Raw genomic sequence first — 18,235 nt, forward strand, 5'->3', positions numbered from 1 at the left:
AGCCCTTGAAGGCGCGGCCGATGGGCGAGCGCGCGGTCGCGACGATGACGGCTTCGGGCATGGGTCCTCCACGATGAGGCGGATCCGACGGGTGACGCCGGACGTCGGGTCACCTCGAACCTACTACCCGGTAACGCCATCGGACCTCAGCCCCGCGGCGTCGCCTCCGCCGCCCGCTCGGCCTGCTCCGGCGTCGGGATCTCCGGCGGCCGGCGGCGGCGCAGGCGGACCCACGGGCCGCGCGGGCCGACGTCGGAGCCGCGCACCTCGGTCGCCTGCACCTCGGTACCGGTGCGTCCGGCGGCCTGGGCGGCGGCCCGCGCCACCGGGCGCACGGTGTCGCGCCGCAGGTTGCGCAGCCCGCGGTCGGCGGCGGCCGGCCAGACCCCCAGCGCGTCGGCGATCGAGGGCAGCAGGACGGCGGCCGCGGCGGTGTACCCCGCGCCGCTGGGGTGGAACTCGTCGACGCTGAACAGGCCCCGGTCCTTCGCGAAGGTCGGGCCCAGCACCGAGCCGAGCGACACGGTGCGCCCGCCGGCATCGACGACGGCGATGGTCTGCGCGGCGGCCAGCTGCCGGCTCCAGCGGCGGGCCAGCAGCCGCAGCGGCTGGCCTATCGGCCGGATCGTGCCGAGGTCGGGACAGGTGCCGACGACGACCTCCGCGCCGGCGTCGACGAGCCGGCTGACCGCGTCGTGCAGGTGCCGCACGGAGACCGACGGACGGGTCCGGCTGGTGACGTCGTTGGCGCCGATCATGATGAGCACGACGTCCGGGTGCTCGACCAGCGCCTTGTCGACCTGCTCCTCGAGCTCCCAGGACTCCGCCCCGGAGACCGCCAGCCGCACCAGCCGCACCGGCCGCTCGGCCAGCTCGGCCAGCGCCGCCGCGACCAGCACCCCGGGGGTCTCCGCGGCCCGCTCGACGCCGAGGCCCACGGCGCTGGAGTCGCCGAGCACGGCCAGCACGATCGGCTTGCCGCGGCCGCGGCCGTAGATCCCGTCGCCCGAGGGCGGGTCCGACTTCAGGGTCCGCGCCTCGACCCGGCGCCGGGCCGCGCGCGCCTGGGCCCGCAGCAGGGCGACCGCGCCGGCGCCGGCCAGGCCGAGCCCGCCGCCGCCGTAGACGGCTCCCGTCGCCAGCCGCCACGCCCTGCTCGCTCGAGTCACCGCCGCTCCCGCCCTCCGCGCCGCGTCAACCACCTGTTCCGCAGGTTAGCCGCCCCCTACGGTCGCCCCGTGGCAGATTCCCCCGCACGGGTCACCGGTGTACCAACGGACGGTGAACGGTCGCAGCTGATCGTCGACGTGCTCGTCGACGCCTTCTCCGAGCTCATGACCGCCGACGCCGACGCGTTCCGGACCAAGTTCCGCAAGATGGCCGCCGACCCGTTCGCGTTCTACCGGGGCAGCGCCTGCCTCTTCTACGCCGACATGGCGCAGCTGGAGGACTGCTGGTGCGACGAGCGCACCAGCCGGGTGTGGATCCAGGGCGACCTGCACGCGGAGAACTTCGGCACCTACATGGACGGCGGCGGGCAGATCGTCTTCGACGTCAACGACTTCGACGAGGCCTACGTGGGGCACGTCTGCTGGGACCTGCGCCGGTTCGCCGCCAGCTTCGCGCTGCTTGCCTGGCGCAAGGCGCTCGGGGACGACGTCATCGCCGACCTGCTGCGCGGCTACCTCGACGCCTACCTGGACCAGGTCGCGGCGTTCACCCGGAGCGACGACGACAAGGCCTTCGCGCTGGTCCGCGAGAACACCGAGGGTGCGGTGCACGACGTCATCCTGGAGACCAGCGCGCGCAGCCGGCAGGCACTGCTGGACCGCATGACCGTCGTCGAGGGGTACGAGCGGCGGTTCGCCGAGCGTCCCCGCAACCGCCGGCTGCCGGACGACGAGCGCGACCGGGTGCTCGCCGCCCTGGAGCGGTACCACGGCACGGTCTTCCCGCCGCGCCGGCGCCGCGACGTCGCCTTCGACGTGAAGGACGTGATCGCCACCGGCGGCTTCGGCATCGGCAGCGCCGGGCTGCCCGCCTACAACGTCCTCCTCGAGGGCTACGACCAGGCGCTGGAGAACGACGTCGTCCTCTCGCTCAAGCAGGGCAACGTGCCGGCACCCAGCCGGATCGTCCGGGACCCGGCGATCCGCGCGGCCTTCGAGCACGAGGGCCACCGGACGGCGATCTCCCAGCGGGCGCTGCAGGCCAACGCCTCCCAGTTCCTCGGGCACACCGAGATCGGCGGGGTCGGGTTCGTCGTCCAGGAGCTGTCGCCGTACGAGCTGGACCTGGACTGGGAGGACCTGACCGAGCCCGAGGAGATCGCCCCGGTGATGGCCCAGCTGGGCCGGGCGACGGCGAAGGTGCACTGCGTCGGGGACGCCGACAGCGACCACACGCTCGTGCCCTTCCAGACCGAGGAGGCGGTCACCGCGATGGTCGGCGACCGCCGCGAGGAGTTCGCCGACGAGCTGATCGGCTTCGCCTCGGCCTACGCCCGGCGGACCCAGGAGGACCACCGGCTGTTCGTCGACGCCTTCCGCGCCGGGGCGATCCCGGGGATCAGCTCGAGCGGCTCGCACCCCGTGCCCGGTCACTGAGCCGCGGCCGGCAGGTACCCGGCGAGGCGGTCGGCGAGGTCGGCCGGGCGCCACCGGTGCCCGCTGCCGGGCACCTCCGCGCGCTCGGCCGACGGCAGGGCGGCGACGATCGAGTCGGCGGCGTCGACGAAGAACGGGAAGGGTGCCGTCCCGAGCAGCACCACGGTCGGCGCGGTGATCGACGACCACAGCCGCGCCCGCGGCGCCGACTGGGTCCAGGCCAGGGCCTCGGCGTCGGCCTCGACGGTGGGGGCCATCCGCTCGAAGAGCGGCCACTGCGGCCCGGCGCGCATGGCCTCGAACCACTCCGGCGGCATGCCGTCCATGAACAGGCGGAGGGTGCCCTCGCGGTCGCCGGCCGCCACGCGCTGGCGGATGGCGGCGAGGAACTCCGCGCCGTCGGCGCCGGCCTCCTCGCCGAGCGGCACCTCCCACAGCAGCAGCCGCTCCACGCCGGGCAGCCGCGCCGCCGCGGCGAGGGCGATCGCGCCGCCCGATGAGCTGCCGTAGAGCCAGGCCCGGCCGCCGGCCACGTCGAGCAGCGCGCGGATCGCGGCCACCTCACCGGCCAGCCGGAACGGCGGGTCGCCCGCGCTGTCACCGCGGCCGGGGCGGTCGGGGTGGACGACGTCGAACCCGCGGGCGGCGAGCTCGCTGGTCAGGCCCCGGGTGTCGGGATCGACGGCGCGGAACTGCCCGGCACCGCCGATGAGGACCAGCGGCTGGCCGGCGCCCTCACGGTCGTAGGCGATGCGCACGCCGTCCTCGGTCTGCACGTACTCGGTCACGAGGTGCAGACCCCGTCGGGCCGGGGAACTCAGCGCCCGCCCAGATCCCGCAGCATCCCCAGGTGCGGCCCGATGCCGGGCTTGTCGTAGGGGCCGGCGACCACCGTGAACCCGTGCCGCTCGTAGAACCCCGCGGCCGTCGTCCGCGCGTCGCACCACAGCAGGTCCGCGCCGCGCGCCGCGACCAGGGCGAGTGCGGCGTCCAGCAGCACCCGGCCCACGCCGGTGCCGCGGGCGGCGGGGGCGGTCGCCATGCCGCGCAGCTGCCACGGGGCCCGCGCCTCGCGCCACGGGCAGGGCGCGGGGGAGAGGCGGACCACGCCCAGCACCTCGCCGTCCGGGGTGCGCGCGGCGAGGTGCACCGTCGCCGGGTCGCCGTCCCCGGGGAGGTCGGCGGGGCCGCCGTTCCGGAGGACGGCGCTGCGCAGCGGCAGGACGACGTCGACCGGCACCTCCTCGACGGTCGGGACCGGGGAGCTCACGCTGCTCACCGTGCCCGGCGGCCCCGGCGGGTCCGCAGGTAGTCGGCCACGACGTACTCGCCGAGCCGCTCGCTGTCCGGGGTGAACACCCGCCCGCCGGCCCGCTGGGTGATGTCGTGGACGAAGTGCACCAGCCCCGGCTCGGGGTCCAGCGCGAAGACGTTCATCGTCGCCCCGGAGCGGGCCACCCGCTCCACCTCGGCCACCGTGCGGGCGATCGTCTCGGGCATCGGCGGCCAGCAGAAGAACGGCGTCCCGTCGTCCTCCAGGTGGGCGGTGGGCTCGCCGTCGGTGACCACCAGGACCACCGGCTCGGCGTCCCGGTGCCGGGCGAGGAACCGCCGGGCCAGGATCAGCCCGTGCTGCAGGTTGGTGCCCTGCAGCGTGTCCACCGACAGCTCGGCGAGCGTCTCGGGGCGCAGCACCTGGGCGGTGGAGGAGAAGCCGATGATCTGGATGGCGTCCTGCGGGAAGCGGGTGGTCACCAGCGAGTGCAGGGCCATCGCCGTCGACTTCGCCGCGCCCCACGTGCCGCGCAGCGCCATCGAGTAGGAGAGGTCGACCAGCAGCGCCACCGCGGCGCCGGTGCGCCGCTCGGTCTCGACCACCTCGAAGTCCTCGACGGCGATCCGCACGGACCGCTGTTCCTCGGCGCGCGGCTCGCCGGCGGTGCGCAGGACGGCGTTCCGCACCGTCCGGACGACGTCCAGCGGCTGCTCGTCGCCGAACTGCCACTCCCGCGAGCCGCCGGTCAGCTCCCCGGCGGCACCGGCGTCGGTGACGTCGTGGTCGCCGCGGCCGGTGGCGTCGAGCTTGGCGAACACGCGCCGCAGCGCGGTCGCCCCGAGCCGGCGGACCGCCTTGGGGGAGAGCTCCAGCTTGCCGTCGGAGCGGTTGAGGTAGCCCTGCCGCTCCAGCTCCCGCTCCATCTGCCGCAGCGCGGCGAGGTCGTCCACGGCGGGCCGGCCGAGCGCCCGCTCCAGCAGCTCCTCGTCGACGTCGGCCAGCGAGGCGCCGGCGTAGCCCTGGGACAGCTGGTTGGACAGCGCCTCGAGGTCGGCCAGCTCGGCCACCGCGCTGGTCGCGTCGCCCAGGCCGAGCGACTGCTCGCCGTCGGGGACCTGCCCGCGCTGCCCCCACGGCAGGTCGGGCCGGGCCTGGCGGAGCGCGTCCTGCAGGTGCGCCATCTCGCTGGCCAGCCCCATGTCGGCCATGGTCTGGGCCATGAGGTCGGCCAGCTCGGCCCGCTGCTCGGGGGAGAGGCCGGCCATCATCCGCTCCTGGGCGGCGGCGCGGCGGGCCAGCGAGTCGATGAGCTCCTCGATCGACTGCGGGTCGTCGGGGAAGAACTGGCCGTGCTTGTCCATGAACTCGGCGAACCGCTCGTCGGTGTCCTCGCCGCGGTTGTGCGCGTCGATGAGCTGCGAGAGGTCGGCGACCATGTCCTTGACCGCCTGCATGTCCTGCTCGGTCGCGTTCTCCAGCGCCTGCTTCATCGAGGCGAAGGAGCTGTCGAGCACCTCGCGGCGCAGCAGGTCCTGGATCTGCTCGTAGGCCTGCCGGGCCTCGGCCGAGCGCCACTCGTAGTCCTTGAGCGCGCGGACGGCGCCCGCGGTGTCGTCGGGCAGCGCGTCGAGCTCGGCCTCCTTGAGGCGGGCCATGTCGTCCGGGTCGGGGAACAGCTCCCGGCGCTCGGCCTCCAGCGCGTGGTCGAGGAGTTCCCGCACCTCCTGCAGCGTGCCGTCCAGGCGGCCGGCGGTCCGGGCCTGGCGCAGCCGCTCGCGGACCGACCGGCGCAGTTCGTCGAGGCCGCGGCGGCCGTCCATGCCGCGGCGCAGCAGCTCGCGCAGCGCCTCGCGCACGCCGCTGCCACCGAGCACGGAGTCGCCGATCTCGTCGACCGCGGTGCCCAGGTCGTAGGGCGGGGCCAGCGGGTCGGGCCCGCCGTGCCACCGCGAGTACCGGTGCCCCCTGCCGGGCCGGCGCGCCATCGTCAGGCCCCGTACACCGTGCGGGCGCCGTCGGTGTCCTTGGCCAGCCGGCGGGTGAGGTAGAGCCCCTCGAGGGCGAACTCCACCGCGGCGGCGGCCTGTTCGGCCGACTGCTCGCCCTCTGGCACGCCGAGCCGGCCGAGCAGTTCGGCGAGCCGGGGGATCGTGCCCAGCTGGCCCAGCAGCGCCGCGGCCGGCACCAGCTCCCCGGACTCGACGGTCTCCCCGCCGGTGAAGTGCTCCTGCAGGCCGGTGAGGTCCAGGCCCGCGCAGCGGGCGCGGAAGGTCTGCGCGGTGGCCTGGCGCAGCAGGTGCTCGAGGATCTCCAGCTCCCGCTCGTCGTCCGGGTCGGCGCCGGCGTCGGCGAACTCGACCTTGCCGCGGCTGGCCGGGACGACGCAGGGCAGGTCGACCACCCGCGCCACCGGCCGGGTCTCCCCGGCCACCGCGGCCCGGCGGACGGCGGAGGCGGCGACGGTCTCCAGCCCCGCGATGGCGAACCGGGCGCTGACGCCGGAGCGCTGGTCGACGTGGCTGGACTCGCGGACCAGCCGGGTGAACCGGGCGATGATCTCGGCGAGGTGCTCGGGGATGAGTGGTGCGGCGAACTGGCCGCCGACCCCGCGGCCGGCGGCGTCGAGCCAGCTGGTGCGCGCCTCCTGGTGCAGCAGCCGGATCTCGTCGGCGAGCTCGATCGGGTAGTGCGTGCGCACCTCGGCGCCGAAGCGGTCCTTGAGCGGGGTGATGATCCGCCCGCGGTTGGTGTAGTCCTCGGGGTTGGCGCTGGCGACCAGCAGCAGGTCCAGCGGCAGCCGCACCCGGTACCCGCGGATCTGGATGTCGCGCTCCTCCAGCACGTTGAGCAGCGCGACCTGGATCCGCTCGGCGAGGTCGGGCAGCTCGTTGACGCTGAAGATGCCGCGGTTGGTGCGCGGCACGAGCCCGTAGTGCACCGTCTCCGGGTCGCCCAGGGTGCGGCCCTCGGCGACCTTGATCGGGTCGACGTCGCCGATCAGGTCGCCGACGCTGGTGTCCGGCGTCGCGAGCTTCTCGCCGTAGCGGTCGCTGCGGTGCAGCCAGCCGACGGGGGTCCGGTCGCCGTGCTCGGCGATCTGCCGGTGCGCCCACACGCTGATCGGGTGCAGCGGGTGCTCGTTGATCTCGCTGCCGGCCAGCACCGGCGTCCACTCGTCGAGCAGGCCGACCAGGGTGCGGATCAGCCGGGTCTTGCCCTGCCCGCGCTCGCCGAGCAGCACGAGGTCGTGGCCGGCGATGACGGCCCGCTCGACCTCGGGGACGACGGTGTCCTCGAAGCCGACCATGCCGGGCAGGGTCGGTTCGCCGGCCGTCAGGCGGGCGAGCAGGTTGGCGCGGATCTCGGCCTTCACGGGCTGGAAGGTCGCCCCGCTGTCGCGGAGCTCGCCGAGGGTCGTGGGAGCGGGGGGAGCGGAGGCGGGGAAGCCGGGGTCCGTCACCCCCGTCACGGTACGACGACGACGCCATCGGGGGCACCCGTCCGGGTGCCCCCACCTGCGGCGCTGCCTGGGAGGATCAGCGCATGGCCGCCGACGGGACCCCACTGGTCAGCGGCGCGGACGTCGTCGCCGCGGCGGCTCTGCTCGACGGGGTCGTGCGGCAGACGCCGCTGGAGCACTCCCGGGCGCTCGCCGAGCGGGTCGGCGGGCCGGTGTGGCTCAAGTGCGAGAACCTGCAGCGCACCGGCTCGTTCAAGATCCGCGGTGCCTACACGCGGCTGGCCCGCCTGACCCCCGACGAGCGGTCCCGCGGCGTGGTCGCCGCCAGCGCGGGCAACCACGCGCAGGGCGTCGCCCTCGCGGCGCAGCTGCTCGGGATCGAGGCCACGGTGTTCATGCCGGAGACCGCGCCGCTGCCGAAGGTCGCCGCGACCCGTGGCTACGGCGCCGACGCCCGGCTGGCCGGGCACGACCTCACCGAGGCGCTGGCCGCGGCCGCCGAGCACGCGGTCCGGACCGGCGCGGTGTTCATCCACCCCTTCGACCACGCCGACGTCATCGCCGGGCAGGGCACGGTCGGCCTCGAGGTGCTCGACCAGTGCCCCGACGTCGCCACGGTCGTGGTGTGCACCGGCGGCGGGGGGCTGGTGTCCGGGGTGGCGGCCGCCGTGCGGCACCGCCGTCCCGACGTCCGGGTGGTCGCCGTCCAGGCCGCCGAGGCCGCCGCGTTCCCGGGGTCGCTGGCCGCCGGCCGCCCGGTCCCCCTGGACGCGACGGCGACGATGGCCGACGGCATCGCCGTCGCCGCCCCGGGCGAGCTGACGTTCGCGCACGTCCGCGACCTCGTCGACGAGGTGCGCACGGTCAGCGAGGAGGACCTCTCCCGGGGGCTGCTGTTCTGCCTGGAGCGGGCCAAGCTCGTCGTCGAGCCCGCCGGGGCAGCGGCCGTGGCGGCGGTGCTCGCCGACCCCACCGCGTTCCCGCCGCCGGTGGTCGCCGTCGTCTCCGGGGGCAACATCGACCCCGTGCTGCTGCTCAAGGTCGTCCAGCACGGCATGGCCGCGGCCGGGCGCTACCTGCGGTTGCGCCTGCGCGTGCCCGACCGGCCGGGGTCGCTGGCGGCGGTGCTGAGCGAGCTCGCCGGGGTCGGCGCCAACGTGCTGGAGGTCGAGCACGAGCGGACGGCGACCCGGCTGGACATCGGCGAGGTCGAGGTGTTCGTCGTCCTGGAGACCCGCGGGCCCGAGCACGCCGAGGAGGTGCTCGCCCAGGTGTACCGCGCCGGCTACGCGGTGACCGTCGGCTGACGGGGAGTCCCGCGCCGCCACTGCCGGGTGAGGAGTCGGGAACCGTCGGTACCCCGGCCTAGCGTGCAGTCCATGACCGACGCGATAGTCGTCGAGGGGCTGGTGAAGCGCTTCGGCGCGACCACCGCCCTCGACGGGGTGGACCTGACCGTGGCCGAGGGTTCCGTCCTCGGGCTCCTCGGACCCAACGGGGCGGGCAAGACCACCGTGGTGCGGATCCTCACCACCCTGCTGCGCGCGGACGCGGGCCGGGCGCAGGTGGTGGGCCTCGACGTCGTGCACGAGGCCGACGCGGTCCGCGCCTGCATCGGGCTGACCGGCCAGTACGCCGCCGTCGACGAGTACCTGACCGGCTTCGAGAACCTGGAGATGGTCGGCCGGCTGTACCGGCTGGGCCGCGCCCGGTCCAGGGCGCGGGCCGGCGAGCTGCTGGAGCGGTTCGACCTGACCGACGCGGCCAACCGGCCGGCCAAGACCTACTCCGGTGGCATGCGCCGGCGGCTGGACATCGCCGCCTCGCTGATCGCCCGCCCGCGGGTGCTCTTCCTCGACGAGCCGACCACGGGCCTCGACCCGCGCAGCCGGCTGTCGATGTGGGAGTTCATCGCCGACCTCGCCGGCGGCGGGACGACGATCCTGCTCACCACCCAGTACCTGGAGGAGGCCGACCGCCTGGCCGACCGGATGGTGGTCATCGACCGGGGCCGGGTGATCGCCCGCGGCACCGCCGACGAGCTGAAGGCGCAGGTCGGTGGGCAGCGGCTGGAGCTCACCGTCGGTGACGCCGGCGACCTCAAGGAGGCGGCCGGGCGGCTGCGTCCGCTGGCCGTCGACGAGCCGCAGCGGGACGAGTCGACCCGCCGGCTCTCGCTGCCGGTCAGCGGCGGCACCGACGACCTCGCTGCGGCGCTGCGGCTGCTCGAGGGCAGCGGGGTCGAGGTGCTCGACATCGGCCTGCGCCGGCCGGACCTCGACGACGTGTTCCTCACCCTCACCGGCCACGCGGCCGAGGAGCGAGCAGAGGCCGAGAACGGCCGGCGGCCGGCGCACGCGGGGGAGGCGGCTCGATGAGCACGATCGCGCAGACGCTGTCCGACAGCGCGACCATCACCAAGCGCAACCTGATCAAGGTCAAGCGCGTGCCCGACCTGATCGTGTTCGCGACCCTGTCGCCGATCATGTTCGTGGTGCTGTTCCGCTACGTCTTCGGCGGCGCCATCCAGGTGCCCGGCGACGTCAGCTACGCCGAGTTCCTGCTGCCCGGGATCTTCGCCCAGACCGTCGTGTTCGGGAGCACCGTCACCGGCGCGAGCATCGCCGAGGACCTGCAGAAGGGCCTGATCGACCGGTTCCGGTCGCTGCCGATGTCGCGGGCGTCGGTCCTGATCGGGCGCACGGTCGCCGACCTCGGGCTGAACGTCATCTCGATCGCGGTGATGGCGCTGACCGGTTTCGTGGTGGGCTGGCGGATCCACACCTCGGTGCTGGCGGCGATCGGCGGCTTCCTCGTCCTGCTGGTCTTCGCCTTCGGCGTCTCCTGGCTGATGGCGCTGGTCGGGCTGCTGGTCCGCACGCCGGAGGTGGTGAACAACGCCAGCTTCATCGTGATCTTCCCGCTGACGTTCATCGCGAACACCTTCGTCCCGCTGGAGACGTTCCCGGCCGTGCTGCAGACCTTCGCGGAGTGGAACCCGGTGTCCGCGGTGGTGCAGGCCGCCCGGGAGCTGTTCGGCAACACGGTCCCCGGCGCCCCGGTCCCCGACGCCTGGTCGCTGCAGAACCCGGTGCTCTACACGCTGCTCTGGACGGCGGTCTTCCTCGTCGTGTTCGTGCCGCTGTCGGTCCGCGCCTACCAGCGCACGGCCAGCCGGTAGTCGCGATGCCGCAGGCGACCGGGACACCCGGCGGGTGGGGCTCAGCGCGGGCCGGGGACGGCACCTGGCCGCGGTGCGGTCCGGTAGGACCGCAGTGTCATAGCACTATGGGCGGCGATGAGCGCCCTCCAGACCGCCCCCGTCGTCCCGTCCGCCGACAACCCGCTGCTCGAGCCGTCCCGGCTGCCGCTGCAGCTGCCTCCGTTCGCGGAGATCACGCTGGAGCACTGCCGCGAGGCGTTGCTGGGCGGGATGGCCGAGCAGCGAGCCGAGGTCGCCGCGATCGTCGGGTCGGCCGAGCCGCCGACCGTCGAGAACACCGTCGTGGCGCTGGAGCGCTCCGGCCGGCTCTACCGCCGGGCCGGGGCGGTGTTCCACAACCTGGCCTCGTCGGTGTCCTCCGACCGGCTCCGGGAGATCGAGCGCGAGCTGGCGCCGCTGGAGTCGGCGCACTCGGACGCGCTGAGGCTGGACCCGGAGCTCTTCGCGCGCATCGACGCCGTCCACGCCGGCCGGCACGAGGCCGGGCTGGACCCCGAGGCGCTGCGGCTGGTGGAGCGCTACCACCTGGACTTCGTGCTCTCCGGCGCCCGCCTCGACGAGGCCGGCCGGGCCCGGCTGTCCGAGCTCAACCAGGAGCTCTCCGCGCTCTCGACGACGTTCGGGCAGAACCTGCAGATGGCCACCGAGGCCGCCGCCGTGGTGGTTCCCGACCCCGCCGCGCTCGACGGGCTCAGCGATGCGGAGGTGGCCGCCGCCGCACGCTCGGCGGCCGAGCGTGGGGTGGAGGGCTTCCTCCTCCCGCTGCTGCTGCCGACCGGGCAGCCGGTGCTGGCCAAGCTGCGGGACCGGGCCCTGCGGCAGCGGGTGTTCGAGGCGTCGGTGAGCCGGGCCTCGGCCGGGGAGCACGACAACGGCCCGGTCGCGGCCCGCATCGCCCGGCTGCGGGCCGAGCGCGCGCCGCTGCTGGGGTTCGCCACGCACGCCGACCTCGTCCTGGCCGACCAGACCGCCGGCAGCACGGAGGCGGTCGACGCGATGCTGGCCTCGATGGTGGGGCCGGCGCTGGCCAACGCGAAGGCCGAGGCGGCGGCCCTGGCGGAGGTCGCCGCGCGCGACGGGGTGACGGACCTGGCGCCGTGGGACTGGGCGTTCTACAGCGAGCGGGTGCGGGCCGAGCGCTACGCCGTCGACACCGCGGCGCTGCGGCCGTGGTTCGAGCTGGACCGGGTGCTGGTCGACGGCGTCTTCCGCGCCGCGGAGCTGCTCTACGGCTACCGGTTCACCCCGCGCCCGGACCTCGAGGGCTACCACCCCGACGTCCGGGTCTGGGAGGTCACCGGCGCCGACGGCGGGACCGTCGGCCTCTACCTCGGGGACTTCTACGCCCGGGAGGGCAAGCGCGGCGGCGCGTGGATGAGCTCCTTCGTCAGCCAGTCGCGGCTGCTGGACACCCGGCCGGTCGTGGTGAACAACCTCAACGTCACGCGGGCCGCCGACGGGCAGCCGACGCTGCTCACGCTCGACGAGGTCACCACGCTGTTCCACGAGTTCGGGCACACGCTGCACGGGCTGAGCTCCGCGGTCACCTACCCGCGCTTCGCCGGGACCAGCGTGCCGCGGGACTTCGTCGAGTTCCCCAGCCAGGTCAACGAGATGTGGGCGCTGTGGCCCGAGGTGCTCGGCGGCTACGCCCGGCACGTCGAGACCGGCGAGCCGCTGCCCGCCAGCGTCGTCGAGGCCATCGAGGGGGCCCAGCTCTGGGGTGAGGGTTTCGCGACGCTCGAGTACCTGGCGGCCACCCTGCTGGACCAGGCCTGGCACCGGATCACCCCGGAGACCGAGATCGGCGATCCGGCGGAGTTCGAGCGGACCGCGCTGGAGGCCGCCGGCGTCGCCTACGACCTGGTGCCGCCGCGGTACCGCACGACGTACTTCCAGCACGTGTTCGCCGGGGGCTACGCGGCCGGGTACTACTCCTACATCTGGTCGGAGGTGCTCGACGCCGACACCGTCGAGTGGTTCCGCGAGAACGGCGGGCTGCGTCGGGAGAACGGCGACGTCTTCCGCGAGCGCCTGCTTGCGGTGGGCGGGTCGGTCGACCCGCTGGCGGCCTTCCGCGCCGTCCGCGGCCGCGACGCCGACCCGACGCCGCTGCTCCGCCGGCGCGGGCTGCTGCCCGCCTCCTGACCACCCGGTGCGGGTGTTCCTCGCGCACCGCGGGTCCTACCGGACCGTCAGTGCGCGAGGAACGCCCGCAGTGCCGAGGCCCGGGAGGACGGCGGCCTCACAGCCAGGGCAGCCCGAGGACGACGTCGAGGTCGTCGGGGGACTCGCCCTCGCGGACCAGCCGGTTGGGCTGGCGGTGACCGCACACCGTGCAGCGGTGGACCACCTGCCAGCCCTTCCCCGACTTCTCCACGAGCCCGATCGGCTCCATCGGCGCCCGGCACTCGCTGGCCCGGTCGCCGGGCAGGTCGTCGACGTGCAGCGACCACAGGCACAGCGGGCAGTGGTTGCGGTAGTGCCCGTCGGTGTTGGCCGGAACCGGGGCGTGGCAGTGCACGCACTCGAACCCGGTGTTCTCCACGCGCCGGGACCGCGCCGGCCGGCCCATGCGGACCGCCCCGGTCAGGGGACGAAGGGCTCGACGGCGACGACGTCGACGGTGATGTCCCGGCCGTTGGGCGCCTGGTAGGTCACCGTCGTGCCGGGCTTCGCGCCCATGATGGCCGCCCCGAGGGCCGACTCCGGGGAGTACACCGACAGGTCGGTGGTCCCGACGATCTCGCGGGAGCCGAGGAGGAACTTCTCGGTCTCGTCGTCGCCCTGGAACCGGATGGTGATGACCGTGCCGGTGGTGGCGTGCGTCGCCGTCGTCGGAGCGTCGCCGACCCGCGCCTTGCGCAGCAGGTCCTCCAGCTGCCGGATGCGGGCCTCCTGCTTGCCCTGCTCGTCCTTGGCGGCGTGGTAGCCGCCGTTCTCGCGGAGGTCACCCTCCTCGCGGCGGGCGTTGATCTCGGCGGCCATGGCCGGGCGGCCCGCCACCAGCTGGTCGAGCTCGGCCCTCAGCCGGTCGTGGGCCTCCTGGGTCAGCCAGACGCCCGGGTTCTGCTCGTCAGTGGGGGTGGACACGGCGGTGCTCCTGAAAAGTCGGTGGCCGTCCCCCCGCACGGGGAAACGGCCGCGTTCAGAACGGTCAACGTAACACCGCCGGTGGCGCGGGTGTTCCACGCGGATCGGCGGTCGAGTTGCGGAACGGTAGCGGGTCGGAGCGTGACGAGCACCACGTCCACCCGATCGTGGGGCCGGGGAGCGGCGGCGGCCCCCGCGGGCGGTGGATGATGTCCGGGTGACCGATGCAGCCCCGTTGCGCCTGCTCGCCGTGCACGCCCACCCCGACGACGAGTCGAGCAAGGGCGCCGCGACGATGGCGAAGTACGTCGCCGAGGGCGTCCGCGTGATGGTGGCGACCTGCACCGGCGGTGAGCGCGGCTCGGTGCTCAACCCGGCGCTGGACCGCCCCGACGTGTGGGAGCGCCTGCCGCAGATCCGGGTCGAGGAGATGGACCGCGCCCGGGAGATCCTCGGCGTCGAACAGGAGTTCCTCGGCTTCGTCGACTCCGGCCTGCCCGAGGGCGACCCGCTGCCGCCGCTGCCGGAGGGCTGCTTCGCCCTGGTGCCCACCGAGGAGGCCGCGGCCCCGCTGGTGGAGCTGATCCGCCGGTTCAAGCCGCACGTCATCACGACCTACGACGAGCGCGGCGGCTATCCGCACCCCGACCACATCAAGACCCACGAGATCTCGGTGCACGCGTTCGAGGCCGCCGGGGATCCCGACCGCTACCCCGAGCTCGGCGAGCCGTGGCAGCCGCTCAAGCTCTACTACCACATGAGCTTCACGCTGCCCCGCACGCGGGCGCTGCACGAGGCGATCATCGCCTCGGGCGCGGAGTCGCCCTACGCGGAGTGGCTGGAGAACTGGGACCCGGACCGCGACATCTCCCACCGGGTCACCACGAAGGTGCACTGCGCCGACCACTTCGCCGTCCGGGACGCCGCGCTCATCGCGCACGCGACGCAGATCGACCCGAACGGCCGCTGGTTCGCCTGCCCGCTGGAGGTGCAGCAGCAGGTCTGGCCGACCGAGGACTACGAACTGGCGCGCTCGGTGGTCGACTCGCCCCTGCCGGAGGACGACCTGTTCGCCGGTGTCCGTTGTGAGGTGACCGTCCCGTGACCACCGCCGTGCTCGCCGCCGACCAGCTCCCCTCCGACGTCGGCAAGGCCGGCCCGCTGGGGCTGCTGCTCATCCTCCTGCTGCTCATCGCCACCGCGCTGCTGGTCAAGTCGATGTCGCGGCACCTCAAGCGCATCCCGCCCAGTTTCGACCCCGAGGACGACGACGAGCCGCGGGTCGTCGTCCCCGACACCCCGGCCGAGTTGCTCGAGCCGCGGCCGGAGCCCGGGCAGGAGCTGCTGGACACGCTCCGCCGGGCCCCCCTGGCCATCGAGCCGCCGCGCCGCGACGACGGCCGTCCGGAGCCCCCGCGGGCCTGACCGGACGGCCGTCGTCGGTGCGACGGGCTACCAGCGGTGCGCGACGTCGATGACGAGCCGGTCGACGTGGGCGGAGCTGCCCTCGAGCACGAAGGCGCGGAACGGCAGTCGCGCCCGGACGCCGAGGCCGAGGTCGGAGCGGCCCTCGAAGGAGCCCAGCCAGGCCACCTGACGGAAGGTGCTGAAGCCGGCCACGTCCACCGCCTCCCGCCGGTTGCGGGGTGAGTACGTCGGCCGCCCGGCATCGTCGTGACCGGTCGCCCCCACCGTGATCTGCAGCGCGGCCCCGCCCCGCAGCGGCACGACGGCCCCGCTGCCGTCCTGGGTCACGGCGCGCACGTAGCGGACGTTGTAGGCGTCGAAGCCGCCCACCTCCGCGATGTCGACGACGAGCCGGTCGTAGCACGTGTGCCGGCCGGCCCGGACGTCGTCGACGAAGTTGTGCCCCGGGTCGTAGGGGTGCAGGGACTTGGCCTGCGACCCCCAGGTGATGCCGCAGTAGGGACTCGCGGCCGCCGCGGCGGGAGTGATCACCCCCAGCAGGGCCAGGACCGAGACGGCGAGGACGAAGAAACGGGAACGGGACCGGTTCATGGCGGGCCTCCTTGGTGTGCGCCGTCGGCAGCATCCGCCGACACGCCGAGACGGAGATAGACCTGTCGACACGTCGACTCGACGAAGAAGTTCGCATCGGAACGGCAACAACCGCCAAGCCCACCGGGCGTGGCTCCTGCGCAAGGCGGGCAGATCGTGCTAGGGCCACCCGAGTGGGGGACCTGGCTGCCGGTACCTGCCCGCGGACTCCGCGGTGGTCCACGATTCCCGCATGAGCCCCCGCCGGGACGACCCGGAGCAGCGGCCGCCCCGGTCGAACCTCGGGCAGGCCGGCACCCGCGCACTCGAGTTCGCCGAGAACGTCGTCTACACCGGCATCGCGCTGTTGCTCGTCGTGGCGGCGCTGGTGCTGCTGGCCCTCGCCGGGCGGACCACCTGGTCGGTGTTCACCGACTTCTCCCAGGCGCCCATGCTCGAGCTGCTCGACGTGCTGCTGCTGGTCTTCATCGTGGTGGAGCTGCTGTTCGCCGTCCGGACGACGGTGGAGAAGCGGGAGCTGGTCGCCGAGCCGTTCCTCGTCATCGGGGTGATCGCGTCGATCAAGGAGATCGTCGTGCTGTCGGTGGAGGCCGCCGGCGTCGTCGGGCGCGGCGCCGAGTTCACCGACCGGATCATCGAGATCGCCGTCCTCGGCGTGCTGGTCCTGCTGCTGGGCGCGACCTCGTGGCTGCTCCGGCGCAAGGAGCGCGAGCCCGACGAGGGCGAGGGCGGCGAGTCCGGGCGTGCCCGCGAGGCGCGCGGGTAGGCAGGGCCCGTGCCCAACGGACTCGCCGGGGCGACCAGCCCCTACCTGCTGCAGCACGCGGACAACCCGGTCGACTGGCGGCAGTGGGGGGAGGCGGCGTTCGCCGAGGCCCGCGAGCGGGACGTGCCGGTGCTGGTGTCGGTCGGCTACGCGGCCTGCCACTGGTGCCACGTCATGGCGCACGAGTCCTTCGAGGACGAGGCGACCGCGGCACAGATGAACGCCGACTTCGTCTGCGTGAAGGTCGACCGCGAGGAGCGGCCGGACGTCGACAGCGTCTACATGGCCGCCACCCAGGCGCTCACCGGGCACGGCGGCTGGCCGATGACAGTGTTCACCACCCCCGCCGGCGAGCCGTTCTACTGCGGCACCTACTACCCGCCCCGCCCGGCGCCCGGCATGCCCGCCTTCCGCCAGGTCCTGGCCGCGGTCACCGACGCCTGGACGACGCGGCGCGCAGAGCTGGAGGAGGCCAGCGGGCGGATCGTGCGGGCGATCTCCGCGCGGCTGGAACTGGGCGCCCCGGACCCGCTGCGGCCGGAGGCGCTCGACGCCGCGGTGCACTCGCTGGCCGGCAGCTACGACGAGCGGTGGGGCGGCTTCGGCGGAGCGCCCAAGTTCCCGCCGTCGATGGTGCTGGAGTTCCTGCTCCGCCACGCCGCCCGCACCGGCGACGCCGAGGCGCTGCGGATGGCCCGCGGCACGCTGGAGGCGATGGCCCGCGGCGGCATCCACGACCAGCTCGCCGGCGGGTTCGCGCGCTACTCCGTCGACGGCCAGTGGGTGGTGCCGCACTTCGAGAAGATGCTCTACGACAACGCGCTGCTCCTCCGCGTCTACGTGCACCTCTGGCGGGCGACGGGTGAGGGGTGGGCCCGGCGGGTCGCCGACGAGACCGCCGCCTTCCTCGTCCGGGACCTGGGCACGCCGGAGGGCGGCTTCGCCTCCGCGCTCGACGCCGACACCGAGGGCGTCGAGGGGCTCACCTACGTGTGGACGCCGGCGCAGCTGACCCAGGCGCTCGGCGCGGACGACGCCCGCTGGGCGGCCGAGGTGTTCGCCGTGACCGAGCGCGGCACGTTCGAGCACGGGGCGTCGACCCTGCAGCTGGCCCGCATCCCGGACGACCCGGCCCGGTTCGCCTCGGTGCGCGAGCGGCTGTCCGCCGTCCGGGCCCGGCGGGCGCAGCCGGCTCGGGACGACAAGGTCGTCACCGCCTGGAACGGGCTGGCCGTCGCCGCGCTCGCCGAGCACGGCGTCCTCACCGGGGACGACGGGTCGGTGGCCGCCGCCCGCCGGGCCGCGGAGCTTGTCGCCTCCACGCACTGGGTGGACCGGCGGCTGCGACGGGCGTCCCGGGACGGGCTGGCCGGGACGCCGGCCGGCGTGCTGGAGGACTACGGCGACCTCGCGGAGGGGGTGCTCGCCCTGCACCAGGCCACGGGGGAGGGGCGGTGGCTGGAGCTCGCCGGCGACCTGCTCGACGTCGTCGCGGAGCAGTTCGTGGACGCCGACGGCTGGCACGACACCGCCTCCGACGCCGAGGCGCTCGTGCACCGGCCGTTCGACCCGGCCGACGGCCCGACGCCGGCCGGCATCGCGGCCGTGGCCGGCGCCGCCGTCACGTACTCGGCGCTGGCCGGGTCGCCGCGACACCGGGAGCTCGGCGAGGCGGCGGTCGGGTCGCTGGCGGCCCTGGTCGCCCAGGCGCCCCGGGCGGCCGGCTGGGCGGCGGCGGTCGGGGAGGCGCTGCTGGCCGGCCCGCTGGAGGTCGCGGTCAGCGGGCCGGCCG

Annotated in this window: 17 protein-coding genes; 9 read left to right on the forward strand and 8 right to left on the reverse strand. The window is 74.7% G+C overall.

Annotation, left to right across the window (positions count from 1 at the left end; all coding sequences use genetic code 11):
* Positions 1-146 precede the first annotated feature (146 nt).
* Positions 147-1,169 carry an SGNH/GDSL hydrolase family protein gene (locus MY520_RS26505; protein WP_436695688.1) on the reverse strand — a complete coding sequence of 341 codons (1,023 nt, stop codon included), beginning with the start codon at positions 1,167-1,169 and terminating at the stop codon, positions 147-149.
* Between the two features lie 69 nt (positions 1,170-1,238).
* Here MY520_RS26505 and MY520_RS26510 point away from each other — a divergent pair, with 69 nt between their 5' ends.
* On the forward strand, positions 1,239-2,606 hold the full coding sequence (locus MY520_RS26510; RefSeq protein ID WP_436695689.1) for a DUF2252 domain-containing protein: 1,368 nt from the start codon (positions 1,239-1,241) through the stop codon (positions 2,604-2,606).
* Here the strand turns inward: MY520_RS26510 and MY520_RS26515 are convergent.
* From MY520_RS26515 to MY520_RS26530, 4 genes are read right to left on the reverse strand one after another with little or no spacing between them, the layout of a single operon-like run.
* Positions 2,600-3,394, reverse strand: a complete 795-nt coding sequence (locus MY520_RS26515; RefSeq protein ID WP_436695690.1) for an alpha/beta fold hydrolase — start codon at positions 3,392-3,394, stop codon at positions 2,600-2,602. The two genes, MY520_RS26510 and MY520_RS26515, sit on opposite strands and share 7 nt — an antisense overlap.
* Positions 3,395-3,423: 29 nt before the next feature.
* Positions 3,424-3,876, reverse strand: a complete 453-nt coding sequence (locus tag MY520_RS26520; RefSeq protein WP_436695691.1) for a GNAT family N-acetyltransferase — start codon at positions 3,874-3,876, stop codon at positions 3,424-3,426.
* 5 nt (positions 3,877-3,881) lie between these two features.
* The gene (locus tag MY520_RS26525; protein WP_436695692.1) at positions 3,882-5,867 is read right to left on the reverse strand and encodes a VWA domain-containing protein; all 1,986 of its coding nucleotides are present in this window, start codon (positions 5,865-5,867) and stop codon (positions 3,882-3,884) included.
* A 2-nt stretch (positions 5,868-5,869) separates the two neighbouring features.
* Positions 5,870-7,342 (reverse strand): sigma 54-interacting transcriptional regulator, encoded by a 1,473-nt coding sequence (locus tag MY520_RS26530; RefSeq protein ID WP_436695693.1) that lies wholly within the window; start codon positions 7,340-7,342, stop codon positions 5,870-5,872.
* Between the two features lie 83 nt (positions 7,343-7,425).
* Here MY520_RS26530 and ilvA point away from each other — a divergent pair, with 83 nt between their 5' ends.
* The 4 genes from ilvA to MY520_RS26550 all read left to right on the forward strand — a co-directional run bounded on the left by ilvA (position 7,426) and on the right by MY520_RS26550 (position 12,713).
* Entirely contained in the window at positions 7,426-8,649 is a 1,224-nt protein-coding gene (gene ilvA / locus MY520_RS26535) for a threonine ammonia-lyase (protein WP_436695694.1), read from the forward strand.
* 72 nt (positions 8,650-8,721) lie between these two features.
* Positions 8,722-9,720, forward strand: a complete 999-nt coding sequence (locus MY520_RS26540; RefSeq protein WP_436695695.1) for an ATP-binding cassette domain-containing protein — start codon at positions 8,722-8,724, stop codon at positions 9,718-9,720.
* Positions 9,717-10,523, forward strand: coding sequence for an ABC transporter permease (locus tag MY520_RS26545; protein WP_436695696.1), 807 nt, complete (start codon positions 9,717-9,719; stop codon positions 10,521-10,523). The genes MY520_RS26540 and MY520_RS26545 overlap by 4 nt, the downstream gene beginning before the upstream one ends.
* A gap of 117 nt (positions 10,524-10,640) precedes the next feature.
* A complete protein-coding gene (locus MY520_RS26550; protein ID WP_436695697.1) occupies positions 10,641-12,713 on the forward strand; it encodes a M3 family metallopeptidase in 2,073 nt (690 codons plus the stop codon).
* 97 nt (positions 12,714-12,810) lie between these two features.
* On the opposite strand, the gene MY520_RS26555 is transcribed toward MY520_RS26550, so the two are convergent.
* Together MY520_RS26555 and greA are read right to left on the reverse strand one after the other, a co-directional pair.
* Positions 12,811-13,113, reverse strand: a complete 303-nt coding sequence (locus MY520_RS26555; RefSeq protein ID WP_436695698.1) for an RNHCP domain-containing protein — start codon at positions 13,111-13,113, stop codon at positions 12,811-12,813.
* 41 nt (positions 13,114-13,154) lie between these two features.
* The gene (gene greA / locus MY520_RS26560; protein WP_436695699.1) at positions 13,155-13,658 is read right to left on the reverse strand and encodes a transcription elongation factor GreA; all 504 of its coding nucleotides are present in this window, start codon (positions 13,656-13,658) and stop codon (positions 13,155-13,157) included.
* Between the two features lie 217 nt (positions 13,659-13,875).
* Here greA and mca point away from each other — a divergent pair, with 217 nt between their 5' ends.
* Complete coding sequence (gene mca / locus MY520_RS26565) at positions 13,876-14,763, forward strand: mycothiol conjugate amidase Mca (protein ID WP_436695700.1); 888 nt, start codon at positions 13,876-13,878, stop codon at positions 14,761-14,763.
* Positions 14,760-15,083 (forward strand): hypothetical protein, encoded by a 324-nt coding sequence (locus MY520_RS26570; RefSeq protein ID WP_436695701.1) that lies wholly within the window; start codon positions 14,760-14,762, stop codon positions 15,081-15,083. Before mca ends, MY520_RS26570 begins: the two co-directional genes overlap by 4 nt.
* 27 nt (positions 15,084-15,110) lie before the next feature.
* Here the strand turns inward: MY520_RS26570 and MY520_RS26575 are convergent, their stop codons facing one another.
* A complete protein-coding gene (locus MY520_RS26575) occupies positions 15,111-15,677 on the reverse strand; it encodes an AMIN-like domain-containing (lipo)protein (protein WP_436695702.1) in 567 nt (188 codons plus the stop codon).
* A gap of 232 nt (positions 15,678-15,909) precedes the next feature.
* On the opposite strand from MY520_RS26575, the gene MY520_RS26580 reads away from it, so the two are divergent.
* Positions 15,910-16,443, forward strand: a complete 534-nt coding sequence (locus MY520_RS26580) for a phosphate-starvation-inducible PsiE family protein (protein ID WP_436695703.1) — start codon at positions 15,910-15,912, stop codon at positions 16,441-16,443.
* A 9-nt stretch (positions 16,444-16,452) separates the two neighbouring features.
* Positions 16,453-18,235, forward strand: a 1,783-nt coding sequence (locus MY520_RS26585; RefSeq protein WP_436695704.1) for a thioredoxin domain-containing protein, incomplete at its 3' end; no start/stop codon positions are given.

This window comes from Geodermatophilus sp. CPCC 205506, from assembly GCF_051383635.1.
Lineage (GTDB): Bacteria > Actinomycetota > Actinomycetes > Mycobacteriales > Geodermatophilaceae > Geodermatophilus.

Excerpts from the sequence above, each read along its gene's own strand:
- MY520_RS26575 (WP_436695702.1), bottom strand. The coding sequence starts at position 15,677 with ATGAACCGGTCCCGTTCCCGTTTCTTCGTCCTCGCCGTCTCGGTCCTG.
- ilvA (WP_436695694.1), top strand. The coding sequence starts at position 7,426 with ATGGCCGCCGACGGGACCCCACTGGTCAGCGGCGCGGACGTCGTCGCC.
- MY520_RS26545 (WP_436695696.1), top strand. The coding sequence starts at position 9,717 with ATGAGCACGATCGCGCAGACGCTGTCCGACAGCGCGACCATCACCAAG.
- MY520_RS26540 (WP_436695695.1), top strand. The coding sequence starts at position 8,722 with ATGACCGACGCGATAGTCGTCGAGGGGCTGGTGAAGCGCTTCGGCGCG.
- MY520_RS26550 (WP_436695697.1), top strand. The coding sequence starts at position 10,641 with ATGAGCGCCCTCCAGACCGCCCCCGTCGTCCCGTCCGCCGACAACCCG.
- MY520_RS26525 (WP_436695692.1), bottom strand. The coding sequence starts at position 5,867 with ATGGCGCGCCGGCCCGGCAGGGGGCACCGGTACTCGCGGTGGCACGGC.
- MY520_RS26580 (WP_436695703.1), top strand. The coding sequence starts at position 15,910 with ATGAGCCCCCGCCGGGACGACCCGGAGCAGCGGCCGCCCCGGTCGAAC.